Origin of the sequence: Kitasatospora sp. NPDC048545, from assembly GCF_040651155.1 — a bacterium.
Lineage (GTDB): Bacteria > Actinomycetota > Actinomycetes > Streptomycetales > Streptomycetaceae > Kitasatospora.
Genome location: NZ_JBEZIQ010000019.1, coordinates 1 through 23,900 on the forward strand (window position 1 = coordinate 1; position 23,900 = coordinate 23,900).

At 75.9% G+C, this 23,900-nt stretch carries 16 protein-coding genes, 1 tRNA gene and 1 pseudogene; 9 read left to right on the plus strand and 9 right to left on the minus strand.

The genetic code is table 11. From position 1 onward, the window contains the following. Positions 1–309: 309 nt before the first annotated feature. Together AB0D10_RS19315 and AB0D10_RS19320 are read right to left on the minus strand one after the other, a co-directional pair. Positions 310–1,599, minus strand: a pseudogene (locus AB0D10_RS19315) (SpoIIE family protein phosphatase); the annotation flags it as partial. 140 nt (positions 1,600–1,739) lie between these two features. Beyond that, positions 1,740–3,143 (minus strand): FAD-dependent oxidoreductase, encoded by a 1,404-nt coding sequence (locus AB0D10_RS19320; protein WP_360257968.1) that lies wholly within the window; start codon positions 3,141–3,143, stop codon positions 1,740–1,742. Positions 3,144–3,664: 521 nt separating this feature from the next. Here AB0D10_RS19320 and AB0D10_RS19325 point away from each other — a divergent pair. Both AB0D10_RS19325 and AB0D10_RS19330 read left to right on the plus strand, forming a co-directional pair. Next, positions 3,665–4,555: a helix-turn-helix domain-containing protein gene (locus AB0D10_RS19325; protein WP_360257662.1), complete on the plus strand. Its 891-nt coding sequence runs from the start codon at positions 3,665–3,667 to the stop codon at positions 4,553–4,555. A gap of 337 nt (positions 4,556–4,892) precedes the next feature. Next, positions 4,893–7,250, plus strand: coding sequence for a sigma-70 family RNA polymerase sigma factor (locus AB0D10_RS19330; protein WP_360257664.1), 2,358 nt, complete (start codon positions 4,893–4,895; stop codon positions 7,248–7,250). Between the two features lie 39 nt (positions 7,251–7,289). Here AB0D10_RS19330 and AB0D10_RS19335 read toward each other — a convergent pair whose 3' ends face one another. The 3 genes from AB0D10_RS19335 to AB0D10_RS19345 all read right to left on the minus strand — a co-directional run bounded on the left by AB0D10_RS19335 (position 7,290) and on the right by AB0D10_RS19345 (position 10,897). Continuing rightward, positions 7,290–7,994, minus strand: a complete 705-nt coding sequence (locus AB0D10_RS19335) for a DsbA family oxidoreductase (protein ID WP_360257665.1) — start codon at positions 7,992–7,994, stop codon at positions 7,290–7,292. Between the two features lie 96 nt (positions 7,995–8,090). Then, positions 8,091–8,612, minus strand: coding sequence for a universal stress protein (locus tag AB0D10_RS19340; RefSeq protein WP_360257667.1), 522 nt, complete (start codon positions 8,610–8,612; stop codon positions 8,091–8,093). A gap of 116 nt (positions 8,613–8,728) precedes the next feature. Continuing rightward, on the minus strand, positions 8,729–10,897 hold the full coding sequence (locus tag AB0D10_RS19345) for an asparagine synthase-related protein (RefSeq protein ID WP_360257669.1): 2,169 nt from the start codon (positions 10,895–10,897) through the stop codon (positions 8,729–8,731). A gap of 773 nt (positions 10,898–11,670) precedes the next feature. On the opposite strand from AB0D10_RS19345, the gene AB0D10_RS19350 reads away from it, so the two are divergent. The 7 genes from AB0D10_RS19350 to AB0D10_RS19380 all read left to right on the plus strand — a co-directional run bounded on the left by AB0D10_RS19350 (position 11,671) and on the right by AB0D10_RS19380 (position 21,040). Continuing rightward, the gene (locus AB0D10_RS19350; protein WP_360257671.1) at positions 11,671–13,098 is read left to right on the plus strand and encodes an MFS transporter; all 1,428 of its coding nucleotides are present in this window, start codon (positions 11,671–11,673) and stop codon (positions 13,096–13,098) included. A gap of 630 nt (positions 13,099–13,728) precedes the next feature. Beyond that, a complete protein-coding gene (locus tag AB0D10_RS19355; protein WP_360257673.1) occupies positions 13,729–15,306 on the plus strand; it encodes a TROVE domain-containing protein in 1,578 nt (525 codons plus the stop codon). 175 nt (positions 15,307–15,481) lie between these two features. Beyond that, complete coding sequence (gene lhgO / locus AB0D10_RS19360) at positions 15,482–16,717, plus strand: L-2-hydroxyglutarate oxidase (RefSeq protein ID WP_360257675.1); 1,236 nt, start codon at positions 15,482–15,484, stop codon at positions 16,715–16,717. A 190-nt stretch (positions 16,718–16,907) separates the two neighbouring features. Next, positions 16,908–17,738 (plus strand): tRNA (guanosine(46)-N7)-methyltransferase TrmB, encoded by an 831-nt coding sequence (gene trmB, locus AB0D10_RS19365; protein WP_360257677.1) that lies wholly within the window; start codon positions 16,908–16,910, stop codon positions 17,736–17,738. 115 nt (positions 17,739–17,853) lie between these two features. Further along, positions 17,854–19,197: a PrsW family intramembrane metalloprotease gene (locus AB0D10_RS19370; RefSeq protein ID WP_360257680.1), complete on the plus strand. Its 1,344-nt coding sequence runs from the start codon at positions 17,854–17,856 to the stop codon at positions 19,195–19,197. A 94-nt stretch (positions 19,198–19,291) separates the two neighbouring features. Beyond that, a tRNA-Met gene (locus AB0D10_RS19375) sits at positions 19,292–19,365 on the plus strand. Between the two features lie 532 nt (positions 19,366–19,897). After that, positions 19,898–21,040, plus strand: a complete 1,143-nt coding sequence (locus AB0D10_RS19380; protein WP_360257683.1) for a hypothetical protein — start codon at positions 19,898–19,900, stop codon at positions 21,038–21,040. Here AB0D10_RS19380 and AB0D10_RS19385 read toward each other — a convergent pair. The 4 genes from AB0D10_RS19385 to AB0D10_RS19400 all read right to left on the minus strand — a co-directional run bounded on the left by AB0D10_RS19385 (position 21,037) and on the right by AB0D10_RS19400 (position 23,858). After that, positions 21,037–21,483: a GNAT family N-acetyltransferase gene (locus AB0D10_RS19385; RefSeq protein WP_360257685.1), complete on the minus strand. Its 447-nt coding sequence runs from the start codon at positions 21,481–21,483 to the stop codon at positions 21,037–21,039. The two genes, AB0D10_RS19380 and AB0D10_RS19385, sit on opposite strands and share 4 nt — an antisense overlap. Before the next feature lie 35 nt (positions 21,484–21,518). Further along, complete coding sequence (locus AB0D10_RS19390) at positions 21,519–22,253, minus strand: hypothetical protein (protein WP_360257687.1); 735 nt, start codon at positions 22,251–22,253, stop codon at positions 21,519–21,521. Positions 22,254–22,343: 90 nt separating this feature from the next. After that, positions 22,344–23,099 carry a sensor domain-containing protein gene (locus AB0D10_RS19395; RefSeq protein ID WP_360257689.1) on the minus strand — a complete coding sequence of 252 codons (756 nt, stop codon included), beginning with the start codon at positions 23,097–23,099 and terminating at the stop codon, positions 22,344–22,346. 186 nt (positions 23,100–23,285) lie between these two features. Then, positions 23,286–23,858: a GNAT family protein gene (locus AB0D10_RS19400; protein ID WP_360257692.1), complete on the minus strand. Its 573-nt coding sequence runs from the start codon at positions 23,856–23,858 to the stop codon at positions 23,286–23,288. Between the last annotated feature and the right edge of the window lie 42 nt (positions 23,859–23,900).

Sequence of the window (23,900 nt, forward strand, 5' to 3'; positions counted from 1 at the left end):
CCGGGGCTTGACGCCCTGTCCGACGTTTCAAACTCTAGCCGATCCGTACTCCGAAAAGCGAATCCGCCGCAATCCGATAAAACGAACACGCCAAAGCAAGAACCGAGTCATGACGCGAACACGCGAACGTGACCCAGCCCGAACCTGGGAAGTGGTGTTTCAGAGGATTGGCTGCCTCGGGACCGTCCGCGCTGGTGCGTGTCCGGTGCTCCCTGCCAGGCAGCTCGAAGAACACTAGACCTCTGGGGTGGCCGAGTCAAGCGCCGCAAGTGGATTTTCGGCTACCGCATCCGCCGGCAGGTGGAAGGCCAGGACCGCGACGTCGTCGTCGTGTTCCGAGGTCACCCCCATGGCCCTCAGCAGCCGCGCGCAGATCACGTCCGGGGCGCCGATCGCACCGGTCAGGGTCCGGGCGAGGAGGTCCAGGCCCTGGTCGATGTCCTCGTCGCGGCGTTCGACGAGGCCGTCCGTATAGAGGACGCCGGTGGTGCCGGGGAGCAGGCGCAGGGTGTGGGACACGTGCAGGCCGTCGCCGGTGCCTAGCGGGGGGCCGTTCTGTTCCTCGCTGCGCAGGATGGTGCCGTCGGGGCAGCGCAGCAGCATCGGGAGGTGGCCGGCCGAGGCGTAGGAGAGGGTGCGGCGCCGCGGGTCCCAGACGGCGTAGGTGCAGGTGGCGATCTGGTTGGCGTCGATCTCCATGGCGAGGCCGTCGAGCAGGCGCATCACTTCGTGCGGGGGCAGGTCGAGCCTGGCGTAGGCGCGGACGGCGGTGCGCAGCTGGCCCATGACGGCGGCGGCCCGCAGGCCGCGGCCCATCACGTCGCCGATGACGAGTGCCGTCCGTCCGCCGTCGATGGCGATGACGTCGTACCAGTCGCCGCCGACGGCGGCCTCGGCGCCGCCGGGCTGGTAGGTGGCAGCGACCCGCAGGTCCGCGGGCTGGTCGAGCTTCTGCGGGAGCAGGCTGCGCTGGAGGGTGACGGCGGCCTCGCGCTGGCGGCGTTCGGCTTCGCGGAGCCGGGCGGCGGCGAGGACCTGGTCGGTGACCTCGGCGGCGAAGATCAGGACGCCGGTGGGCGGGCCCTCGACGGGGGTGTCGCCGGTCTCGCCAGGGCCGAGCGGGACGCAGGAGACGTTGTAGTAGCGGTTGCCGGTGAGGCCGAGGATGCAGCGGGCCTTGACGCTGCGCGGGCGGCCGCCGCGGATGACCTGGTCCATGAGGGGCAGGACGCCCATGGTGCCGAGTTCCGGGAGTGCCTCGCCTGCGGGCAGGCCGGTGGGGCGTTCGCCGAAGAGTTCGCGGTAGGCGCGGTTGGCGTAGCCGAGCTGGTGGAGCGGGCCGTAGGTGACGGCGACAGGGGCGGGGATGCGGTTGAGGACCTCGCGCAGGTTCTGGGGTTTGTGCGGGTCGAGGAGTTCGGCGGTGGTGGTGGGGCTGGTCGGGTCGCGGGGGCTGGGCACCACGACGCCGTCGGCGCAGGGCGCGCCCTCGTCGGTGCCGGCCCCGGCGGACGGGGTGGCACGCCAGGGGACTCCGGTGAGCCGCGCGCTCCAGCGCATGAGGTTCAAACGACGGCCGCTTCCTCGTTTTCCAGGCATATCATCACTTTTTGTGTACGCGGCGGCACACGGGGTAATGACCAGGTCGGGCTGATCCTGTCAGGCGGAGGCCCGATTCCGGAAGTCGCGCGCCCGGCGTGGCCGTCCGATCGACATCCGGCCCGGGTCGGCGGGGACCGTCAGCGGGGCGCATCCGGTCCGGTGTCGGACGGCCGGCCTAACGTCGGGCCGAACCCGCCTTCGAAGGCCGAACGCGGGTTCTCCATCGCGCCCAGCGAGACCGCCTCCCGGGAGAACACTCCGCCCAGCAGCCAGTCCACCAGCACCCGCACCCGGCGCTCGGCACTCGGCAGCCGTCGCAGGTGCCGCGCCCGGTGCAGCCACCAGGCCCGCCGGCCGGTGAGCTTGCCGCCCCGCCGGGTGTGCGCGACGGCCCGGCCCGGACCGAGCGAGGTCGAGCAGGCGGCGGGGCCGGGCTCGTACGCGGCCAGTCCCGGCGCGTGCGGACCGCCGTCCAGGGCCACCGCGATGTTGCGGGCGAGCAGCTCGGCCTCGGCGAAGGCGTGCTGGGCGTTGGGCGCGCAGGGGGCGCCGTCCGCACGGGGATCCGGCACGGCCGCGCAGTCGCCGGCCGCCCAGACTCCGGGCAGGGCGCGACCGTCCGGTCCGACCGCCTGCAGGGTGGCGAGGCAGCGGACCCGGCCGAGGGTGTCCAGCGGCAGGTCGGTGTCGCGCAGCAGCGGGGACGGCCGGACGCCCGCCGTCCAGACCAGGGTGCGGGCGCCGAAGCGGCTGCCGTCGGAGAGCGCGACGACCCGGTCGACCGCGGACTCCAGGGTGGTGCGCAGGCGGATGTCCACGCCGCGTTCGCGCAGTTCGCCGAGGGTGTGCTCGGCGAGGTCGGGTGCCTCCTCGGCGAGGATCCGGTCGGTCGCCTCGACCAGGACCCAGCGCAGGTCCTCCGCACGGACGTTGTGGTAGCCGCGCACGGCGGCACGGACCATGTCCTCCAGCTCCGCGAGCGCGCCGACGCCCGCGTAGCCGGCGCCGACGAAGACGAAGGTGAGCGCGGCCTGGCGCAGCGCGGGGTCGCGGGTGGCGGAGGCGAGGTCGAGCTGTTCCAGGACGTGGTTGCGCAGGCCCACCGCCTCGCCGACGGTGGAGAAGCCGAGGCCGTGCTCGGCGAGGCCCGGCACCGGCGCCGTCCGGGAGACCGAGCCGGGGGCCACCACCAGGACGTCGTAGGGCAGTTCGATCGGCGCGGGGGGTTCGCCGGGGCCCGCGGCGTCGGCCAGGGCGCGGCGGGCGGCGTGTTCGATCCGGGTGATCCGGGCGGTGATCACCCGGCAGTCCGGCAGGACCCTCCGCAGCGGGACGACCACGTGTCTCGGGTCGATCGAGCCGGCCGCGACCTCGGCCAGCAGCGGGTGGTAGGTGAAGTAGGCCTGGGGCTCGACGACGGTGATCTCCACCTCGCCGCGCCGCAGCCGCTCCCGCAGGCCGCGCTGGAGGTGGAGTGCGGTGGCCGTACCGGCGCAGCCTCCGCCGGCGATCAGGATCCTGATGGTGCACCTCCTGCCGATGTGACGTCTCGTCCCGGCCCCGCGGCCGGGGGTGTCCCCCCATCACGCCCCCCTATGAAGGACCGGCAGGGGTGGTCTTGTCCACAGTCCGTACGGGGCGGCTTGCGACGCGAGTGGCCGCCGTGGCCAGTTGTGCTTCCTGGGCGACTTTCTGACGCACTTTCGGCCGCGAAGAGCCGTGAACTATGGTCGGATTGTGTACCGGGGCAGCCGCCGCCATGACAATCGGCGGCGACGCACCGTGGAGCGGCCACTACGGCCAGTTCCAGCGTTGGCGTGAGAACCCGACTGGGGCGCAGTCATCCGGGGAAGGTTAGTTCCCGGACAGGGCCCCGGACGGTGCCGACGCGCCGAGCCGGACGTGGACCCGGCACGGCGGCACGAACCGTGGTCATCGGAACGGGACGGGCGGCACGAGCGATGGGTCATCGGGTCATTTCTGACGGGCTGAGCTGCACCGGGGGGTGCGGGGGCGGGCGACGACAGGGTCCGGATTCGGACGCCTGCGGGGGAGAGTTGGGATGATGGATCAGGAGCAGGTGTTGGGGCGGACGGGCGCACCGCAGGCCGGGCCGGGCGTGGTGCCCGAGCAGCGCGGCCCGGTGGACCTCCCGGCGCAGACCGGGACGGTGCAGGTCGGCGTGGTCCAGGCCGCCGTCCCGTACCGGAGCGAGCCCGCACAGGCCACCGTGCCGGTGCCCGGGGCCCGGCTGCGGGTGGACGCCCGGCGGAACCTGGAGAGCGTGCTGCGGGCGGCCCGCGAGGTGTTCGGCGAGTTCGGCTACGGCGCGCCGATGGAGGAGGTCGCGCGTCGGGCCGGCGTCGGGGTCGGCACGGTCTACCGGCGGTTCCCGAGCAAGGAGGTGCTGGTCCAGCGGATCGCGGCCGAGGAGGTGGCGTGGCTGACCGCGCAGGCCCGCGAGTCGCTGTACGGCGGCGACGGCGCCTGGGACGCGCTGGCCGGCTACCTGGCCCGGGCCGTGAGCAGCGGCGCCGGACGGCTGCTGCCGCCGGAGGCGTTCCGGTACGCGGAGGAGCTGGGCCGGGTGCCCGGGCAGCGGGCCCCGGAAGCGCCCGCGGCGGTCCGCTTCGACCTGCGCGGCGAGGAGGCCCGCTCCGGCGGGGCGGCCGAGCCGTCGGCCGCCGACGCCGATCCCCGGCTGCTGCTCCAGCTGCTGGCCGCGCTGGTGGCGCGGGCCGGTGCGGCGGGCGAACTGCGGCCGGGCGTCACGGTGTCGGACGTGGTGCTGGTGCTGACCGCCTCGGTGCCCGTGCACGCGGCCCGGCCGTCGGTCTCGACCCCGGCGCCGGTCGGGTTCTCGCCGGTCTCTCCGCAGACGGACGGTCAGGCGCTCGCCGGTCCCTCGGACCGGCTGCTGCAGATACTGCTGGACGGTCTGCGGGCGCGCTGACGCCCGGTGCCGGGTGCGCTCGCCGCGCCCGGCAGGTGCGGGAGTCGGAGGATCACCGGCGCGCGGGACAGGAGCGCGCGCCGGGTGCGGACGTCGCACGACCCGGCGCCGCACGCTGGGCGAACACACCCGCGACGGCCCCACGGAAGAGTGGGGAACGGCCGGTCCGGCTACCGCCGGTCCCTGCGCTATGCCATCCTTTGCCCGTGGTTGGAGCCAATGTCCGAATGCGCGCCCTTCGCGCGCCGTCGGCGCCGTACGACGGGGAACCTTGCGCCTACGCACTCCCGCGCGCCCTGCCACACTACGGGGGCTGTCGTGGAATCTGGGGTCCGTTGTGAGCGCCGAGGAACAGAACGACTACGGGTACGGGCTCGACTTCGGAGGCCTCCCCGGTAGTACCGCCGAAGGGTCCGCCGCGGGCCCCGGCGGGGTCGGCGGTCCGGGTGGCGTCGGCGGGCACAGCGTCGACGGGCGCGGCGGCAGCGGCGGACGCGGCGGCGGTCCGGCCCAAGTGCCGGGCGGCGCACCGGGTTCGGCGGCCGGACACGTCCCCGACCAGGCCGGGATGCCCAGCCGCGAATCGCTCTCCGCCTCCGCCGCCGCGCTGCCCTCCGGCCGGGTGCCCGGCCAGGCCCCCGCGGGCCGGGGCGGCGTCACCCCCGAGGCGTTCGTCGGCGAGCCGTTCGGCGGCGGCCGGCGGCCCGCGCGCCCGACCGTGCCCGCCCCCGCCGACCCCGTGGACGGCGAGCGCCCTCCCTCGGACGCCGAGTTGACCGCCCGGGTGCGGGCCGGCGACGACACCGCGTACGAGGAGATCTACCGCCGGCACGCCGAGTCCGTCCGCCGCTACGCCCGCACCTGCTGCCGGGACAACTTCACCGCCGAGGACCTCGCGGGCGAGGTCTTCGCCCGGACCCTGCAGGCGCTGCGGGCGGGCAAGGGACCGGAGTTCGCCGTCCGCGCGTACCTGCTGACCGCCGTGCGCAACGTCGCGGCCGCCTGGCACCGCAGCGAGCGGCGCGAGCAACTCGTCGACGACTTCGCCGTCTTCGCGCAGACCTCGGCCGCCGTCGTCGACCTCGACCTGGCCGACCCGGGCGCCGACGCCTGGGCGATGGCGATGGCCGACCAGCGGATGGTCATGCAGGCCTACGCCGAACTGCCCGAGGACGACCGGGTGGTGCTCTGGCACACCGAGGTCGAGCGGGAATCCCCCAAGACCGTCGCCGTGATGCTCGGCAAGACCGCCAACGCCACCGCCGTCCAGGCCCACCGGGCCCGCGACCGGCTCGCCGCCGCGTTCCTCCAGGCGCACGTCTCCGGCAGCCAGGACCGGGCGTGCGAGGCCTACGCCAACCGGCTCGGGGCGTACGCCCGCGGCTCGCTGCGCAAGCGGGCCTCGGCGGAGGTCGGGCGGCACCTCAAGGAGTGCGACCGCTGCACGGCGGCCTGCCTGGAACTGACCGAGATCAACACCGGCCTGCGTGCGCTGCTGCCCGGCGGCGTGCTCGTCTGGATCGGCGTCGGCGGCTTCGGTGCCGCCGCGGCCGCGGTCGGCGGTGTCGCCGCGGTCGGCGGTGCGGCGGCCGGGACCGCGGCGGCGACCGCCGGGTCCTCCGGCGCGGCGGCCGGCTCCACTGCGGCCGGTACCGCGGCCGGCGCGGGTACGGCGGGGTCCGGGGCCGGTGCGGGCGCCGGTACGGCCGGTGCCGGTGCGGCCTCCGGCACCGGTGGCGGCGGCGCCGCCGTGGCCGGCGAAGGCCTGGGCGCCGCCGCCAAGGCCGGGATCGCCGCCGCCGTCGCGGTGGCCGCGGCCGCCGTCGCCGCGTACGCGCTGACCGGCTCGTCCGAGCCGCAGCCCCCGGCGGCCGCTCCCCCGGCCGCCGGCGCCCCGGCCGTCCCGTCCCCGGCACGGCCGGCACCTCCGGCACCCGCCCCCGCGTCGCCCCCGCCACCCGCGCCCGGCACTCCGGGGCCGGCGCCGGCCCCGGAACAGCCCGCGCCGAGCCCCAGTGCGAAGCCGACCGCCAAGCCCACGCAGGCCCCGCCCGCCCCCCGGGCCTCGAAGCCCGCCACCCCGGCACCCAGCAGCCCCCCGGCCCCCGGGCAAACCCCGACTCCCCCGGTCGTGCCCCTGCCGACCCTGCCGCCGGTTCCCACGCCCGAGGTGCCCGTCGTCCCGACGCCCACCCTGCCGCCGGTGCCGACGCCGACCGCCACCCCGCCCTCACCGCCCGCGCCCACCGACTTCTGGGCGGACGTGCTGCCCGTGGTCAAGCCCGGCGGGAACCGGGTGCCGCCGTCCGGACCGAGCATCCGGCAGAAGGGCAGCGACGGCTTCTGGCAGCGCGTCGGCGGCTGGATCAGCGGCGACTACCACCGGCACGCCCTCACCGTGCACGCCCCGGCGACGACCCTGATCGACCTCAACCGCAGCTGCACGTCCTTCGACGCGGTGGCCGGGGTGGACGACGTGACGCTCTCCCCGGGCGGGGTGGTCTTCTCCGTCCAGGGCGGCGACGGCCGCACCCTGTGGCGGTCCGGGACGCTCGCCGCCGGTGACGGGGCGGTGCCGGTGCACGTGCCGCTGGCCGGGCAGAACTCGATCCGGCTGGTGGTCACCCCGGCGCACGGGGTCTGGTCGGCGCTGAACGTCGCGGACTGGGCCGAGGCCCGCTTCAGGTGCTCCTGAGGCGGGTCCCGGGGCGGTGACCGGCCGGGTGGAGCGCGGTCAGACGGCGCAGGCGCCGTCCGCGCAGCCCTCCCCGGCCGGGGCGACCTGCACCGGGGCCGGCCGGCGCTCGCCGATCTCGGCGGCGACCTGGTCCAGCACCTTGCGGAAGGTCCCGGCGTCCTGGCCGCCCTGGACCGCCCACTTGCCCTCGAACACGAAGGTCGGCACGGCACTGATGCCGAGCTCCCGGCCCTCGGCCAGCTGGGCCTCGACCTCGGCGGTGCCCTCGTCGCCCGCCAGGTAGGCGGTCACCCGGTCCCGGTCCAGACCGGCCGCCACGGCGACGTCGGCCAGGGCGGCGCGGTCGCCGACGTCGACGCCGTCGGTGAAGTGCGCCTTGAGCAGCGCCTCCTTCAGCCGCCCCTGGACCGCCGCGCCGTACTCGGCCTCGGCGAGGTGCAGCAGGCGGTGGCCCAGGAGGGTGTTGGCGTGCAGTGCGGCGTCGAAGTCGTACGTGATGCCCTCGGCCAGGCCCAGCTCGGCCACCCGGGCGTCCATCGCCACGGACTGCGGGCCGTAGCGGTCGGCCAGCCAGGCGCGGTGCGGGCTCGCCGTCGCGGGGGCGTCCGGGACCAGCTGGTACGGGCGGTAGACGACCTCGACCTGCTCCCGGCCCGGGAAGTCCGCGAGGGCCTGCTCGAAGCGGCGCTTGCCGATGTAGCACCAGGGGCAGGCGATGTCGGACCAGATCTCGACCTTCATGCGGGGGTCTCCAGGGGGCGTCTTGTCAGAAGTGGACGAGATGGGTGAACGATGAACCATCTCGGTACATTCCCGACAACTCCCTGACCTGCCGGTTCACCCCGCGGGCGGCGCCGGGACCACCAGGACCGGGCACGCCGCGTGGTGCACCAGCGCAGAACTCACCGAGCCCAGCAGCAGCCGGGCGAACCCCCCGTTGCCCCGGGTGCCGACCACCAGCGTGTGCTGCCGGGTCGCCGCCTCCAGCAGCACCTCGATGACGTTGCCCAGCACCACGTGCAGCGACATCTGCCCCTCGAACGGGGCGGGGCGCTGCCGCTGCACGGCGGTCACCGAGCGGCGCAGCCCGTCCGCCGTGCTCTCGACCAGCGTCTCCACGCTCTCCCGCACCAGCTCCGCCATGCCCGGCGGGTAGCCGGCCGGCGCCGGGTTCACCACGGCCAGCACGTACAGCGGCAGGCCGAACAGCTCGGCCTCCGTCATCGCCCGGTCCAGCGCCCACAGCGACCCGTCCGACCCGTCGCACGCCGCCAGCACCCCCGCCGGCCGCCCCGTCGGCGGCCGCCCGAGCACCGACAGCACCACGGGCACGTCCCGCCCCGCGCTCCCACCGGCCACCGCACACCCTCCTCGCCCGGGATCCACAACCCCGCCATCATGGCCCGCCCCGCCGACGCCGCGGCCGCCACCGCGCCGAGAGGAGGCGACGGGCGCCCGGGGGCGCGTCCCGGCTGTCAGGGACCGAGCGCCGGGGGCTCGGGGTGCGGGAGCCCGGTCCAGCAGGCGCCGTGGCGGCGGGCGCGGACGCGGCGGAGCCAGAGCTCGGTGGAGACGAGGTCGGCGAGGCCCGCGAGGGCGGCCGGGGAGAGGGGATCGGCGGAGCGGGCGAGGCCGGCCCGGACGGCGGGGAGGTCGATGAGGCCGGCTTCGGCGAGGAGGGGGGCGTCGAAGAGTTCGGCGAGGCCGTCGGCGGCGAGGCGCAGGCCCGCGCGGGCGGGGGCGGTGCGGTCGGGTCGGGGGCCGCGGCCCCAGTCCGGGGGCAGGTCGGTACGGCCGGCACCGGTGAGGACGGCACGCAGCAGGGCGTGCCGGGCGCCGGGCTGGAGGCGGACGTCGTCGGGGAGCAGCCGGGCGGCGCGGACGACCTGGTTGTCGAGGAAGGGTGCGTGCAGCCGTTGGCCGGGCTGTTCGGCGGCGTGGACGAGCGTGCGGAAGGAGCGCGCCTGACGGTAGAGGGCGTGCCGGGCTCGGTGCGCGCCGGGGTGTTCGTCGGGCGCCGGTTTGCGCGCCGCCACCCGGAGTCGCAGGGCCACCGAGGAGAGTGCCTCGTCGGAGAGCCAGCGGGCCGCCGGTCCGGGCACGCACCAGGCGAGGTCGACGGCCGAACGGCTCCCGGCCGTCCCGCCGCCGTCCGGGACGTGGCGGGCGGTCAGTCTGGCGGCGGCCTCGTCCAGCGCCTCCGCGTAGCGGACCCGGGAGAGCCGGTGGGCGGCCAGGACCACGGTGAGCGGGGTGCGCAGCGCTCCGGTCAGGACGCCCGCGGCGGCCCGGTCGGCCCCGGCCAGCGCGGCGACCGGGGACAGCAGTTCACGCGGGCGGCCGGCCCGGATGAGGTCGGCGAGGCGGGCCGGGTGGCCGTCGAGGACCTGGCGGGCGCCGTAGCCGGTGAGGTGGTCGGTGCCGCCGGCGTCGAAGCGGGCCTCGGCCCGCGCGGCGGCGACGAGTTCGGGCCCGGGTTCGTCGGTGAGCCGGCCGGCCTGCGGGTCGGTGCGCAGGCCGGCGTACGGGAGGGTGCCGGGGTCGGGGTCGAGCACGGTGTGCCGCAGTCGCGGGGTGTCGGGGGCGAGGGCGAGGGTGGCCGGGGGCTCGGTCTCGCCGAGCGTGACGGCAGCCAGTTGTTCGGGGGCGGCGGGGGCCCGGGGCGCGGCGCGGGCCCAAGAGCCCTTGACCGCGCCGTTCCTGGCCCAGGTGGCCGCTGCGGCCTCCGCGGCCCCCGGCGCGGCGTCGACCCCCGCCGTCCTGCGGGCCGGGACGGTCGCCGCGGGCACCGGTGGCAGCGGGACGGCGGCGGCGAGCAGGGCGACGGTGGCGGAGGCCGTGCCGTACGAGAGGTCGACGCCGAGCCGGGCCCGGCCGGCGGGGTCGGGGACCGGTGCGGTGGTGCGGACCCGAGAGCGGACGGACTCCAGCAGGGCGCGGGTGAGTTCGCGGACGGCGGGCGCCTCGTCGCGGGGCTGCTCGGCGGAGGCCGGACCGTCGTAGGCGGACAGGTACGGACGGCCGCCGCGGATCCCGAGCACGTGGCCGGGCGGCACCTGCTGGACGCCCAGGTACGGGGTGCCGGTGCCGAGCGCCTCGGGGGACTCGGGGCAGGCGAGGCGGGCGGCGAGGTGGCCGGTGTCCAGCGGGGCGCCGACCAGGTCGGCCAGCGGCAGGGCGGCGGTGGCGTAGGCGATGCCGTTGCCCCAGGGGGTGTGGAACACGGGCCGGGCGCCGGCGAGGTCGGTGAGCAGCAGGGTGGAGCGGGTGCCGGAGCGCAGCACGACGGTGTAGCTGCCGGGCCAGGCGGTCAGGTGGCGGACGGCGCCGCCGCGGGCGGCGGCGAGACCGGCGGCGAGTTCGGCGTCGGTGGCGCCGCAGTGGCCGAGGACGGCGAGCCGGGTGGTGGCGGGGGTGTCCTCGACCGGGTCGGGAGCGGTGGGCCCGGTGCGGACCACCGCGGGCGCGCCTGGGCGGAGGGTGGCCAGGCGGATCTCCTCGGGGCGCCAGTCGCCGACGGCCCAGAGCGGGTCGGGGCCGCCCCACAGGGGGCGCGCGGCGATCGGTGCGACCGCGCCGAACCCCTCGTGCACGGGTGCACCCGCCCGGGCCGCGCCCGTGCACCAGCCCGTCAGCCACCGCATCGTGCCTCCACCGGACGAGGACCTGCATCCGCGCGGCGCGTCCGCCGCCGGGCGGGCGGCCGGGTGGGGTGTGCCGTGGCGGCCCGCGCGCGTCCCGACGTGCCCCGCGAGCCCGACGCGTCGTCAGGGACATCGTGCCACCGCTCGGCGTCACCGTGGCCGGTGTTGCGGGTTCCGGTTCGGGGTGACCGGCCCGGGGCGGGGCGCGACGGTGTCCGGCGGGCGGCCGACGGTGGGCAGGGGCGGTGTCCGGCGGGCGGCCGGCGGTGGGCGGGGCGGTGTCCGGCGGGCGGCGGAACCGGGCGGGCCGGGCCTTCCCCTCCCCGGCCCGGACCGCCCGCGGGCCGCCTTGGCATGGGCATCGCGAGATGGCCGAAAGGCGTCGCCCGGCCCGGGAGGGCATCCGCATGCCCTCCCGGACTTCACCGCCGCCCGCGGGGATCGAGGCGGCGGCATCACCCGGCCCGCCGGGTCCTCGACGGCGGGCCGACCCACGACCACCAGCGAATCGCCGACCAGCCGGTCGGGCCAGGGGGCACGGCCGGGCGCATGTGAACACGGGACCGGAGCACAACGCTCCGGCGCGCGGGCCGATCGGCCGGATCCGAGTGGTCCGGACCAACCCCCGTGCGGCACCGGCGAGTGCGCGATCCCGCCATCCGGAATGGGACCTCTTAACCGTCGGAACGCGTCCGACTACTCTAGGTACTGCAGCTACGGCCCGGTGCCGCCCGGGCCCCGCGCACAAGGCCGCAGGAGGTGCAGCCGCCACCATGACCGTCAGCCCCCGTGGACCGAACGAACGGCTCGGCACGCTCCTGACCCTCGCCCAGATCAGCAACGCCGGGCTGGCCCGCCGGGTCAACGACCTCGGCGCGCAACGCGGGTTGACCCTGCGGTACGACAAGACCTCGGTGGCCCGCTGGGTGAGCAAGGGCATGGTCCCCCAGGGGCCCGTGCCGCACCTGATCGCCACCGCGATCGGCGGCAAGCTCGGCCGGCCCGTCCCGCTGGAGGAGATCGGCCTGGGCGACACCGACCCGGCGCCCGAACTCGGCCTGGCCTTCCCGCGCGACGTCGCCGAGGCGGTCCGCTCCGCGACCGACCTGTGGCGGGTCGACCTCGACCTGCGCCGGGGCCCCGGCGGCGGCCGGTGGAGCGACAGCCTGGCCGGCACCTTCTCGGTCGCCGCCTACGCGACGCCCGTCTCCCGCTGGCTGATCGCCCCGGCGGACGGCTCGGTGGCCCGCGAGGTGCCGCGTTCCCCGAGCGACACGTCCTCCTACCGGGTCGGCCACTCGGACGCCGCCAAGCTCCGCGAGGCCGCCCAGGAGGCCCGCCGCTGGGACTCCAAGTACGGTGGCGGGGACTGGCGTTCGTCGATGGTGCCGGAGTGCCTGCGGGTGGAGGCGGCGCCGCTGCTGCTGGCCTCGTACAGCGACGCGGTCGGCCGGGCGCTGTTCGGCGCGACGGCCGAACTGACCCGGCTGGCCGGGTGGATGGCCTTCGACACCGGGCAGCACGAGGCCGCCCAGCGGTACTACATCCAGGCCCTGCGGCTCGCCCGGGCCGGCGCGGACGTGCCGCTCGGCGGCTACGTGCTGGCTTCGATGAGCCTGCAGGCCGGCTACCGGGGCTTCGCCGAGGAGGCGGTCGACCTGGCGCAGGCCGCGCTGGAACGCAACCGGGGTCTGGCCACCGCCCGCACCATGAGCTTCTTCCACCTGGTGGAGGCCCGGGCCCAGGCCAAGGCCCGCAACGCGGCAGCGTGTGCGACGGCGCTCGGAGCGGCGGAGAGCGCACTCGAACGAGCGCGCGCCGGGGATCCCGATCCGGCGTGGATCGACTTCTACGCCTACGACCGGCTCGCCGCCGACGCCGCCGAGTGCTTCCGCGACCTCGGAGTGCCCTCCAAGGTCCGGCAGTTCACCCGCGAGGCGCTGGCCACGCCCACCGAGGGCTTCGTCCGCTCGCACGGCCTGCGGCTGGTGGTCTCGGCGATGGCCGAGGCGGAGGCGGGCAACCTGGACGCCGCGGTCGCCGCGGGCGAACGCGCCGTCGAGGTGGCCGGCCGGATCTCCTCGCAGCGCAGCCGGGAGTACGTGGTGGAGATGCTGCGGCGCCTGGAGCCGTTCCACGGCGAGCGCCGGGTGCGGGAGCTGGCCGAGCGGGCGCGGGCGGTGATCGTCGCCCCGGCGTGAACGGCGGCGGGCCCGGACGGCCAGGGCAGCAGCGCAGCCAGGGCAGCCAGGGCGGTGAACGACGGTCCGGACGGCGCAGGACGGCCTGACGATAAATGAGGTGCGACGGCGGGAGGGGCCTGGCTAGGGTCTCTCTCGTCCGGGTGCGCAGGCAGAGGTTACTTCCACTCCTAATGGGCAGGTCGCGGGTTCGAATCCCGTCACCGGCTTCGGGCCGGTGTAGCTCAGTGGCCAGAGCAGCTACGTCACCTCAGCCGTCTTGAACTCCGGACACTTACACGTGAATAGTTCGTCCGCACCTCCCGGTGCGACGGCAGCGGTTACTTCTGGTAGACGCCGGTTCTCCGGCGTAGCGGTTCGAGCCCGCGAAACACCGCCGCCGACCTGATCTCGGGAGGCAGCGCGCTCCGGAGTGCCCGGTGCGCAGGCGGGGGTTACTTCGGATCTTGCGGTTCCGGGTTCGAGTCCCGGGCGTGCCGTGCGCGAGCTCGGCCGCTGGCTCAATCGGGTAGAGCACAAGGCATACACCTCCGCCGACGTCGACCGTCCCACGGTCGGCACGATCTCGGGCACCCCGGACGCAGCATGCCTCCCTCCCACTGACACCAGCACGCCGAGGGGGGCTGTCGCATGTCCAGGTTCAACATTCGCAAGAGCAAGGCGGGTCCGAGTTCGCCGGTGGCCACGACCGGACAGCTCACCCGCAACCACAACGGCGGCGTCGGCCACGTCCGCGACCGCAAGTCCGAGCTGTTCCTGCTCGCGGTGGCCAACATGGTCGGCAAGGACACCTACTACGAGCACGGCGGCGACCGCGACGACCGCTACACCGCGCTCGTGCGCGAACTCGCCGTCGCCGAACCGGAGTGGACCCTCGGTCTGCTGCGCTGGCTGCGCTACGGCGCGCACATGCGCACCGCGGCCCTGGTGGGCGCCGCCGAGTTCACCCGGGCCCGGCTCGACGCGGGCGCCCACGGGCACTCCCGGCAGGCCGTCGCGGCGGTGCTGCGGCGCGCCGACGAGCCCGGCGAGCTGCTCGCCTACTGGACCTCGCGCTACGGCCGGGCGCTGCCCAAGCCGCTCAAGCGCGGCGTCGCGGACGCCGTCCGCCGCCTCTACGACGCCCGCTCGCTGCTCAAGTACGACACCGCGGGCAAGGGCTACCGCTTCGGCGACGTGATCGAACTGACCCACCCCTCGCCGGACCCGGACAAGCCGTGGCAGGGCTCCCTGTTCGCGTACGCGCTGGACCGCCGGCACCGGCCGGAGGAGGCCGTCCCGCCCGCAGCCGACCCGCTGCTGACCGCGAACCGCGAACTGCTCGCGCTGCCCGTCGAGGAGCGTCGGGACGCGGTGACGGCCGAGGACGGCGCCGAGCGGCTGGCCGCCGCCGGGCTGACCTGGGAGGCGCTGGCGGGCTGGCTGCGGGGGCCGCTGGACGCGCCGGTCTGGGAGGCGGTCATCCCGTCGATGGGCCCGATGGCGCTGGTGCGCAACCTGCGCAACTTCGACCGGGCCGGGGTGTCGGACGCGGTCGCGGCCGAGGTGTGCCGCCGGATCTCCGACCGGGGCGAGGTGCGGCGCTCGCGCCAGTTCCCGTTCCGCTACCTGTCCGCGTACCGGCACGCGCCCTCGCTGCGCTGGGGGCACGCGCTGGAGACCGCGCTCGGCCACTCGCTGGCCAACGTACCGGAGCTGCCGGGCCGGACGCTGGTCCTGGTGGACCGCTCCGGTTCGATGTTCGACCGGTCCGGCGGCCCGACCGAGCTCAACCGGGCCGACTCGGCAGCGATCTTCGGCACCGCGCTGAAGGTCCGCGCCGCCGAGGCGGACCTGGTCGAGTTCGGCACCACCAGCCGGGTGGTCGAGGTCGGCCGGGGCGAGGCGGTGCTGCGGGTGCTGGACCGTTTCTCCAGCCTCGGGGGCACCAACACCGCCGAGGCCGTCCGCACCCACTACCGGGGCCACGACCGGGTCGTGATCGTCACCGACGAGCAGACCGGGCCGAACCACTGGGGCGGCGACCCGCTCGCCGCCGTCCCCGCCCGCGTCCCCGTCTACACCTGGAACCTGGCCGGTTACGCCCCGGCCCACGGCGCCAGTGGCGGGGCGCACCGCCACACCTTCGGCGGCCTGAGCGACGCGGCCTTCCGCCTCATCCCCCTCCTGGAGGCCGGGGCGAACGCCCACTGGCCCTGGGAGGAGTAGCAGGACCGGCGGCCGGTGAGGCCGTCGGTCCGGCCGGCGGCCGGGAAGGGATCCACGGGGGTGGTCCCTTCCCGGCCGTCCGGCGTCGCGGCGCGCAGCGTTCGCGCCCTCGACCCGTGCGGGCCGCCGTGGCAGCATCGGCGGCGGGGCGGCCGGGCGAGGCGAGGAGCTTGCGGTGGCGGACGAGGTCGACGTGCTGGTGGTGGGCGGCGGGATCGTCGGACTGGCCACGGCGTACGCGCTGACCCGGGCGCGGCCGGGGGCGCGGGTCGCGCTGCTGGAGAAGGAGTCCGGCTTCGCGACGCACCAGACCGGGCGCAACAGCGGAGTGATCCACAGCGGCGTCTACTACCGCCCCGGCTCGTACAAGGCCCGGTACGCCGTCGCGGGCGCCGCCGAACTGGTGGCGTTCTGCCGCGAGCAGGGTGTCCCGCACGAGGTGACCGGCAAGCTGATCGTGGCCACCGGCGCCGCCGAACTGCCCCGGCTGGCGGCGCTGGCGGAGCGCGGGCGGGCGAACGGCATCCCCGTCGCCGAACTGGACCGGGCCGGGATCGCCCGGTACGAACCGGAGGTGACCGGCATCGCCGGACTGCACGTCGCCACCACCGGCATCTGCGACTTCCCGGCCGTCGCCGCCGCCTACGCCCGGCTGGCCCGGGAGGCCGGCGCCGACCTGCGGACCGGCAGCGGGGTCCGGACGGTGGCCCGGCGCCGGGACGCGGTGACGGTGGGCACCGCCACCGGCGAGCTGCGCTGCCGGGTGCTGGTGAACTGCGCCGGGCTGCACAGCGACCGGATCGCCCGGCTGGCCGGGGACGAGACCGGCGTGCGGATCGTGCCGTTCCGCGGCGAGTACTACGAACTGACCGAGCAGCGGAGGGACTTGGTGCGCGGCCTGGTCTACCCGGTGCCCGACCCGGCCTTTCCCTTCCTCGGCGTGCACCTCACCCGGGGCGTCCACGGGGACGTCCACGTCGGCCCGAACGCGGTGCCCGCGACGGCCCGCGAGGGGTACGACCGGCGCACCGTCAGCCCTCGCGACCTGGGCGGGACCCTGGCCTTCCCCGGTACCTGGCGGATCGCCCGCCGGCACTGGCGGTACGAACTCGGCGAGCTGCACCGCTCACTGTCCAAGCGGGCGTTCACCGCGGCCGTGCAGCGGCTGCTGCCCGCCGTCTCCGCCGAGGACCTGGTGCCCGCCACCGCCGGGGTGCGGGCCCAGGCGGTGGCCCGGGACGGCTCGCTGCTGGACGACTTCGCCTTCGCCGGCTTCGACCCGGCCGACCCGAGCTCCCCCCGCCGCGCGGTGCACGTGCTGAACGCCCCCTCCCCCGCCGCGACGGCCTCGCTGCCGATCGGCCGGGAGGTGGCCCGACGGGCGCTGGCCGCCCTGGAGGCGGGCGGATGACCGGGCGCGGGGGCGGACGGACCGGCGACGACAGCGGCCACCGCGGGCCCGGGGAGCGGGCGGCCCGGGCACCGGAAGCAGGCGGACCGGGCACCGGGAGCGGACGGCCCGGCCGCGTCACCGGACCCCGGATGAACCCCGTCACACACCCCGTCGGGCGCCCCGCGCGGCCCCGTAGACTCGGGGGATTGTGACTGCCACCGCCCCGATCCCCCAGCCCTCGCCGTCCGCCCGGATGTCCGCGGCACCGGCCGCCTACCCCGCGCCGATGTACCCGCACAAGGCCACCGAGGCCCAGCACCGGGAACGCCGCATCCGCAGCTTCCAGCCGCGCCGGGGCCGGATGACCAACGCCCAGGCGAGCGCGCTGGACCGGAGCTGGGAGACGTACGGCATCCCGATCGACGGCACCCCGCTCGATCTGCGGGAGCTGTTCGGCGAGCTGCCGGTGACGCTGGAGATCGGCTTCGGCATGGGCGAGACCACCGCCGCGATGGCCGCCGCCGACCCGGCCATGGGCATCCTCGCCGCCGACGTGCACACCCCGGGCCACGGCAACCTGCTCGGGCTGCTGGAGCGCGACGGCTCGGACAACGTCCGGACCGCCGCCGGCGACGCGGTCATCCTGCTGCGCGACATGATCCCGGACGCCTCGCTGGCCGGTCTGCGGGTCTTCTTCGCCGACCCGTGGCCCAAGCCCAAGCACCACAAGCGCCGGCTGGTGCAGTCCGGCTTCCTCGACCTGGTGCTGCCCCGGCTCGCCCCCGGCGCGCTGGTGCACTGCGCCACCGACTGGGAGCCGTACGCGGAGCAGATGCTGGAGGTGCTGTCCGCCTCGCCGGAGCTGGAGAACCTGCACCCCGAGGGTGACGGGACCGGCTGGCTGGAGCCCGCCGACCACCCGGACGGCAGCATCCCCGGTTACGCACCGCGACCGCAGTGGCGTCCGGTCACCAAGTTCGAACGGGCCGGGATCGCCAAGGGCCACGTGGTCCACGACCTGCTGTTCCGCCGCCGCTGACCCTCCGGCCGCCGTTCGAACGGCGGCCGCACGGCGACCGCGCCGACGCGCCCCGGGCGGACGGTTCGTCCCGAGTCCTCCCGGCGGACCGCCGCCGTGGCCTACCCTGTGCCGCATGGGCAGCCCGTCCGGCGGCGGGTCCCGGCCGACCGCCCGGACTGTCCGGACGGCTGTTCAGGTCGCCGCCGACGCACCGGAGACGGTCCCGCGCACCGGCGACACCCGGACCATCCCGGGCCCCCGGAAGCGCCGGGACCGCCGCCTGCTGCCCCGGCCGGGCGGACCGCCGCCGGCGGCCGCGGACGCCCCCGCCACCGGCCGGCCGCCGGGCCGCCGCCGCTCCGTGGCGCTCTCCTCGGTCACCGCGACCGCCGTCCTCACCCTGATCGGCTGCGGGGTGCTGATCCTGCACCTGGTCCAGCGGCAGACCGGCACCGTCGGGCTGCTGGTCGGGCTGGGCCTGGCGATGGTGCCGCTGCCCTTCGTCCTGGGCGGACTGGCCTGGCTCAACCTCACCGCCCGGGTGCCGCTGCGGCACACCGTGTTCTGCCTCGGCTGGGGCGCCTGCGCCGCCACGACCGTCGCCATCCTCGCCAACAACTGGACGGCCGACTACCTGACCAGGCACCAGGGGCGGCTCGGCGAACTGCTCGGCGCCGGGCTCGCCACCCCGGTGATCGAGGAGACCGCCAAGGCCACCGCGCTGCTGGTGCTGCTGCTGCCGTTCGGCCGACGACTGCGCTGCCGGGGCCGCCGCACCGGGCGCCCCTGCGCGCCGCTGCTGCGCAGGTCGCCCGAGCCCCGGTGCCCCCGCCCGTACCGGCGCCGCCCGGTCGGACCGCACGCCCGGGGCCGGCTGCGCCCGTACCTGCGGCCGCTGCCCTACCTCCGCCCGGCCCCGCCGTCCGGCGGAGCGCCGCACCGCCGCTCCCGGCCCCGCACCCTGGCCGCCGGGGTGGTGCTCGGCGGGATGACCGCGTGCGGCTTCGCCTTCACCGAGAACGTCCTCTACCTGGGGCGGGCCTTCACCAGCGACCAGCGGCAGCGACTGGACAGCATCGGCCTCGGCGATCCGCCCAGCCTGCGCGACTTCGACGGCACCGTGCAGACCTTCGTGCTGCGCGCCCTGCTCTCCCCGTTCGCCCACCCGCTGTTCACCGCGCTCACCGGCATCGGTCTGGCCGTCGCCCTGACCACCGGCCGGCGCCGGCTCGCCCGGCTGGCCGCACCGGCCGGGCTGCTGGCGGCGATGGTGCTGCACGGCACCTGGAACGCGGCCGCCGACCTCGGCACGGACGGCTTCCTGGTGGTGTACGCGGTGCTGATGGTGCCCTGCTTCGTCGCACTGGTCTGCTTCGCGGCCTGGGCGAGGGCCCGCTCGGCCCGTGCCGCCCGCCCGGACCGGCGCGCGGCACGGGGCGGGCGGGGAACCGCCGGGCACTCCGTCGGGGCGGCCTGAGGCCCCCGGCGGGCCGCCCGGGACCCCGCACCGGGGGCGGCCGGAGAACGGATTTCCCATTGCGGCGACTTCCACGTATTGTTGTGTTCACCGACGCGGGGTGGAGCAGCTCGGTAGCTCGCTGGGCTCATAACCCAGAGGTCGCAGGTTCAAATCCTGTCCCCGCTACTCAGTAGCCGAAAGGCCCGGAGGATTTTTCCTCCGGGTCTTTCGCGTTCCCCGGGCGGTTCCGGGGCCGGCTGCGGACCGCCCCGCCGAGGGCCGCGATTTAATCCGTTGCCCTCCCGCCGGTGGGCTGCCTATCGTGGCGGCACACTGAAAGGAGGTGATCCTGAGTTGAGTTCTTTCGGGATGCGTGAGGTGGCTGCTCGCTAGAGCCGCCCCTGCCTGCGCAGGGTGAGGCCCACGGCCTCCGGCAGGCGAAATCCACAGCAGTCACCCGGCCCGCGGGCTCACCGGTACATCCCCGGTGCCTCGGCGCCTGGCCAGTGCACGGGCCGGCGCGGAGGAGCAGCCCGCGGGTCGTCTGCGTTTCTCCCCCGTGTCTCGACCGGGGATGCCCATCGGTGCTCCGCAGGTCGCTGCTCCCCGTGTCGTAGCCGGGGCGCGCCCGGGACGTTCTCGTGGTGGGGCCCCGGCACTAGAGTCGGCGCGGAGTTCCGGAGCGGAGCGGCACGGGCACAGGGGGTAGGGGATGGCGATGGCGAAGGCGCGACGGCCGGGCGGCGGTCCGGCGCTACGGACGGCGCAGCGGGGTGCCGCCGCAGTACTGGCCGGGACGGGGCTGGCCGGGCTGCTGCTGTTCGCGCTCGGCCGGGACCACGTCTGGCAGGCGCTCGGCGGCGGACTGGTGACGGCCGGCGCCTCGGCGGTGCTCGGCGGCGGGCTGGGCTTCCTGTTCGGGGTGCCCCGGGTGCGCGGCGGCTCGGAGCAGCCGCAGGGCTCGTACGTGCCGAACACCAATCTGGAGCAGGTCTCGGACTGGCTGACAAAGGTGCTGCTGGGCGTCGGCCTGACCCAGCTCGGTTCGCTCGGCGAGCGGCTGCACGGACTCGGGACGGCGCTGGCGCCCGTGCTCGGCGGTGGTGACGCCGCGGTGCCGTTCGCGGCGGCGCTGGTGCTCTACTTCCTGGTCCTCGGCTTCCTGGCGGGCTGGCTGGTGACCAGGCTCGCGCTGCCGCAGGTGCTGAACGACGCCGACCGCGCCCTCGACCTCTTCCTCGCCGGGCAGGACCGCGACCGGCACGGCGACAAGGTGGGTGCGGACGACCTGCGGGTCCGCGCGATGCAGCAGCTCGGGCTGCTGGGCGGCAGCGCGGAGCACCCCGCCGCGCTGGCCGGGCAGTTGCCGCCCGCCGCGGGCTCACCGGCCGGGCCGGAGGGCGTGGTGGCCGAGGTCCGCTCGACCGCCCGGCGTTCGGCGCTGACCGCCGACCAGGTGCGGGACCTCTTCGCGGACGGCTCAGAGGGGCGGCGGATCCAGGCGCTCGCGCTGATGCAGGGCGACCCGGCGCTGGCGGACCTGGCGAGCGTGCTGGAGGCGATCGAGCACCCGCGGTCGGGCTTCGAGCAGTACCACGCGCTGCTGGCCGCCCGGGGGCTGCTCTCCCGGCTGCCGGCCGCCGGGGCGCAGCGGCTGCGGGACGCGGTGGCGGCGCAGCTGGTCGATCCGCGGGGCATTCCGTACGCGTCGGACCGCAGTTGGCTGGCGGAGAAGATCCTGTCCCGGCTCCAGGTGACGGCCTTCGTCCCGGCGCAGCCGTCCGGCCCTGCCGTACCGGCCGGGGACGCAGGTCCGGCCGGAGGCGCCGGGGGCGCAGGTCCCGCCGGGGGCGGTTCCTAGACGGTGAAGCGCAGTTCGGGCTGTTCCCAGGGGGTCTTGGGCTGCGGCGGCCTGGTGCCGGTGCGCTCGGCGCCCATCCGCAGGTAGAAGGGCTCGGCGGGCGGGTGGGACACGACCTTGACCGCGCTGATCCCCGTGACCCGGGCACGGTCGAGCATGTCCGTGATCAGCTGCCGTCCGATGCCGAGTCCCTGGGCCGGGTCGGCGACGAACATCAGGTCCAGTTCGGCCGGTTCGCGGATCAGCGCGTAGAAGCCGAGCAGTCGGTCGTCGGCGCCGTCGACGGCCATCCGCACCTCGTGCCGGGCGAGGTAGTCGGGTGTCACCCGGTAGCCGTCGATCATGGCGGCGTAGGCGCCGCGGTAGGCGGCGGAGGCCTGGATCAGCTCGGTGAGCCGGTCGGCGTCGGCTGCTCCGGCCCGCCGGATCGTGATCTCGCTCATGCGGCTAGTATAGGAGTGACACCCATGAATGACCATTACATTCCGGCTCGGCGGCGGCGGTCGGCCGCCCTCAGCACCAGGACGCGACGGGTGCGGCCGTCCTCCGCGCGGGGGAAGCGGCGGACCTCACTGGCGATCCGGCACTCGCCGAGCGCGTACCGCAGCGGGTCGAGGTGCCCGCAGCGGCGGCCGTGCCCGTCGTGCAGCGGCTGGACCCGGACCTCGCCGTCCTGCGAGGTGACCCGGACCAGTTCGATCAGGGCGGCCAACTGGCGCTCCGGATCGAAGAGTTCGGGATAGGCGAAGAGCAGGTAGCAGCTCAGGGTGAGGGCGAAGGTGCCGTCCGCGAAAGGCAGCCTGGGCAGCGCGGCGGCCACGTAGCGCTGCGGGTGCGCGGCCGAGTCGGCGGCGAACAGCAGGCGGGCCCGGTCCCAGCTGCGCAGGTAGCGCTCGGGCCGGTGCGGGAGCGGCGAGGGGTAGAGAAACGGGCGGGCGGCCATCGCGCCGGCCATCGCCGCCCGGGCGGTCAGGGCGCGGTCCGCGACCACCGGCAGCGGCAGCGCGTACGCCGGGTCCGCGGCGATCACCCGGCAGCCCAGTCCGCGCGCCTCGGCGGCCAGGCCGGCCGCGCCGCCGGGGCAGTCCAGCAGCGGCCCGGGGAGGGCGGCGAGCTGGGCCCGGGTGAGGTCGAACAAGGCGCAGTACTCGTCCAGCGGACGGGAGGTGACCAGAACGTCCGGGGGTTCGGGGGGAATGCCTGCGACGGCCACCCGGTCATCCGAACACGCGGCGGCCCCGGCCGCATCCGGAGTGCGGACGGGGCCGGGGCCCGGTGGTCGGCCCGTCGCCGACGGCGGTGTTCAGCGGCCCAGCAGGCCCTGGGCGGCGGCCCGGTTGACGTTGGTCAGGCCACGGACCAGCTGCGCGGTGAGGAAGACCAGCACCACCCCGACCAGCGAGAACCCGGCGATCTGCCACATCCCCTCGATGTAGTAGACGTGCTGGACGTGGTGGCCGTCGGTGTAGTCGAACAGCTTGTACCCGCGCCAGTCGGTGTAGGTCGGGAACACCCAGTGGTAGACGGGGTAGAGCGCCATCGCCCAGCCGACCAGCAGGAACACCAGCGTCATGGCGAAGCTGAAGACCGCCCAGGGGAACATCACCACCTGGTGCAGCGCGGCCTTCCAGCCCGCGCCGTCCGCCAGCCGCGCGGTGATCGCGCCCCAGGCGCCCGGACGGACCGGGCGCACCGGCTTCGGGCCGGGGACGTCCAGGGCCAGCATGCCGCGCGCCCGGGCCCGCTCCAGCCGGCCGAAGCCGCGGCCGGCGGCGGTCAGGCCGGCCAGCACCGGCAGGCCGAGGGCGGTGACGAAGGTGCCCAGGCCGAGGCAGAACAGGGTGATCGCGACGGTGAAGCCGGCGATCGCCACCGGCAGGCCGCTGAGCACGTAGCCGATCTCGCGGTAGTAGTGCGCGGAGAACGGCGCCGCCCAGAAGACGGGCGGCCGCTCGGTCCGGCGGGCTCGGTCGGCGCGCGGCTCGTCGGCGAACGGGTCGTCGCCGTATCCGCCCACGAGGTCCCCCGCGTGCTCCAGCGTGCTTCGGCTGCTGCTCATGTCCCGGCCCCCGGCCCTCGTCCTGACGGTCGTCCGCGTTCGCTGACGTCGTACAGTCTGGCCGGACCGGTGGGTCGGGGGGCATCCGGAGGCCTGGCGGATCGGGGGTGGGGTTAACCCCCCGCCCGCGGGCCCGCCGGTCGCCGGCCGGCCGCGGGCCGGCTCGGCGCAGGCCGCTCGCCCGGTTCAGCCGGTCGGGCCCGGCCACTCGTCGACGAGCAGCGCGTAGCGGTACGAGTCGGACCAGGCGCCGTCCTTGAACCGGTCCTGCCGCGCCCGCCCCTCCAGCCGGAACCCGAGCTTGGTGAGCACCCTGGCGGAGGCCGTGTTGTCCACGTCGACCCGGGCCGCCAGCCGGTGCAGGTCCAGGGTCCGGAAGGCGAAGTCGCAGAGCAGGCCGGTGATCTCGCCCGCGTAGCCGTGGCCCCAGGACGCGCGGCCGAGGACGTAGCCGAGGTGGGCGGAGCGGTACGTCCCGAGCGTGAGCGAGGCGTGCCCGATCGGCGTCGCGTCCTGCGGGTCCTCGGCGTCGACGAGCCTGGTGACGGCGAGCCGGTAGGTGTCCCGCTCCTCGGCCATCGCCTCCTCCAGGTAGAGCTCGATCTGGTCGGCGCAGGACTCGCGGTCGCAGGGTTCGAAGGGCAGGTGGCGGGTGACCTCCGGGTCGCCGAACAGCGCGTGCAGGGCGTCCACGTCGCCGTCGGTGTGGTGGTACTCGCGCATGGCCAGCCGGGGGCCGACGAGTCGTACGGGGACCATGGCTGCCGACCCTACCGGCCCCCGGCGACTACCGTTCGGACT

What these genes read in the sequence shown, in the direction of transcription:
- AB0D10_RS19350 (WP_360257671.1), top strand. Translation starts at nt 11,671, where the DNA reads ATGACCGTCAGCCCCCGTGGACCGAACGAACGGCTCGGCACGCTCCTG.
- AB0D10_RS19380 (WP_360257683.1), top strand. Translation starts at nt 19,898, where the DNA reads ATGGCGAAGGCGCGACGGCCGGGCGGCGGTCCGGCGCTACGGACGGCG.
- AB0D10_RS19395 (WP_360257689.1), bottom strand. Translation starts at nt 23,099, where the DNA reads ATGAGCAGCAGCCGAAGCACGCTGGAGCACGCGGGGGACCTCGTGGGC.
- AB0D10_RS19335 (WP_360257665.1), bottom strand. Translation starts at nt 7,994, where the DNA reads ATGAAGGTCGAGATCTGGTCCGACATCGCCTGCCCCTGGTGCTACATC.
- AB0D10_RS19355 (WP_360257673.1), top strand. Translation starts at nt 13,729, where the DNA reads ATGTCCAGGTTCAACATTCGCAAGAGCAAGGCGGGTCCGAGTTCGCCG.
- AB0D10_RS19325 (WP_360257662.1), top strand. Translation starts at nt 3,665, where the DNA reads ATGATGGATCAGGAGCAGGTGTTGGGGCGGACGGGCGCACCGCAGGCC.
- AB0D10_RS19400 (WP_360257692.1), bottom strand. Translation starts at nt 23,858, where the DNA reads ATGGTCCCCGTACGACTCGTCGGCCCCCGGCTGGCCATGCGCGAGTAC.
- AB0D10_RS19370 (WP_360257680.1), top strand. Translation starts at nt 17,854, where the DNA reads ATGGGCAGCCCGTCCGGCGGCGGGTCCCGGCCGACCGCCCGGACTGTC.
- AB0D10_RS19345 (WP_360257669.1), bottom strand. Translation starts at nt 10,897, where the DNA reads ATGCGGTGGCTGACGGGCTGGTGCACGGGCGCGGCCCGGGCGGGTGCA.
- AB0D10_RS19385 (WP_360257685.1), bottom strand. Translation starts at nt 21,483, where the DNA reads ATGAGCGAGATCACGATCCGGCGGGCCGGAGCAGCCGACGCCGACCGG.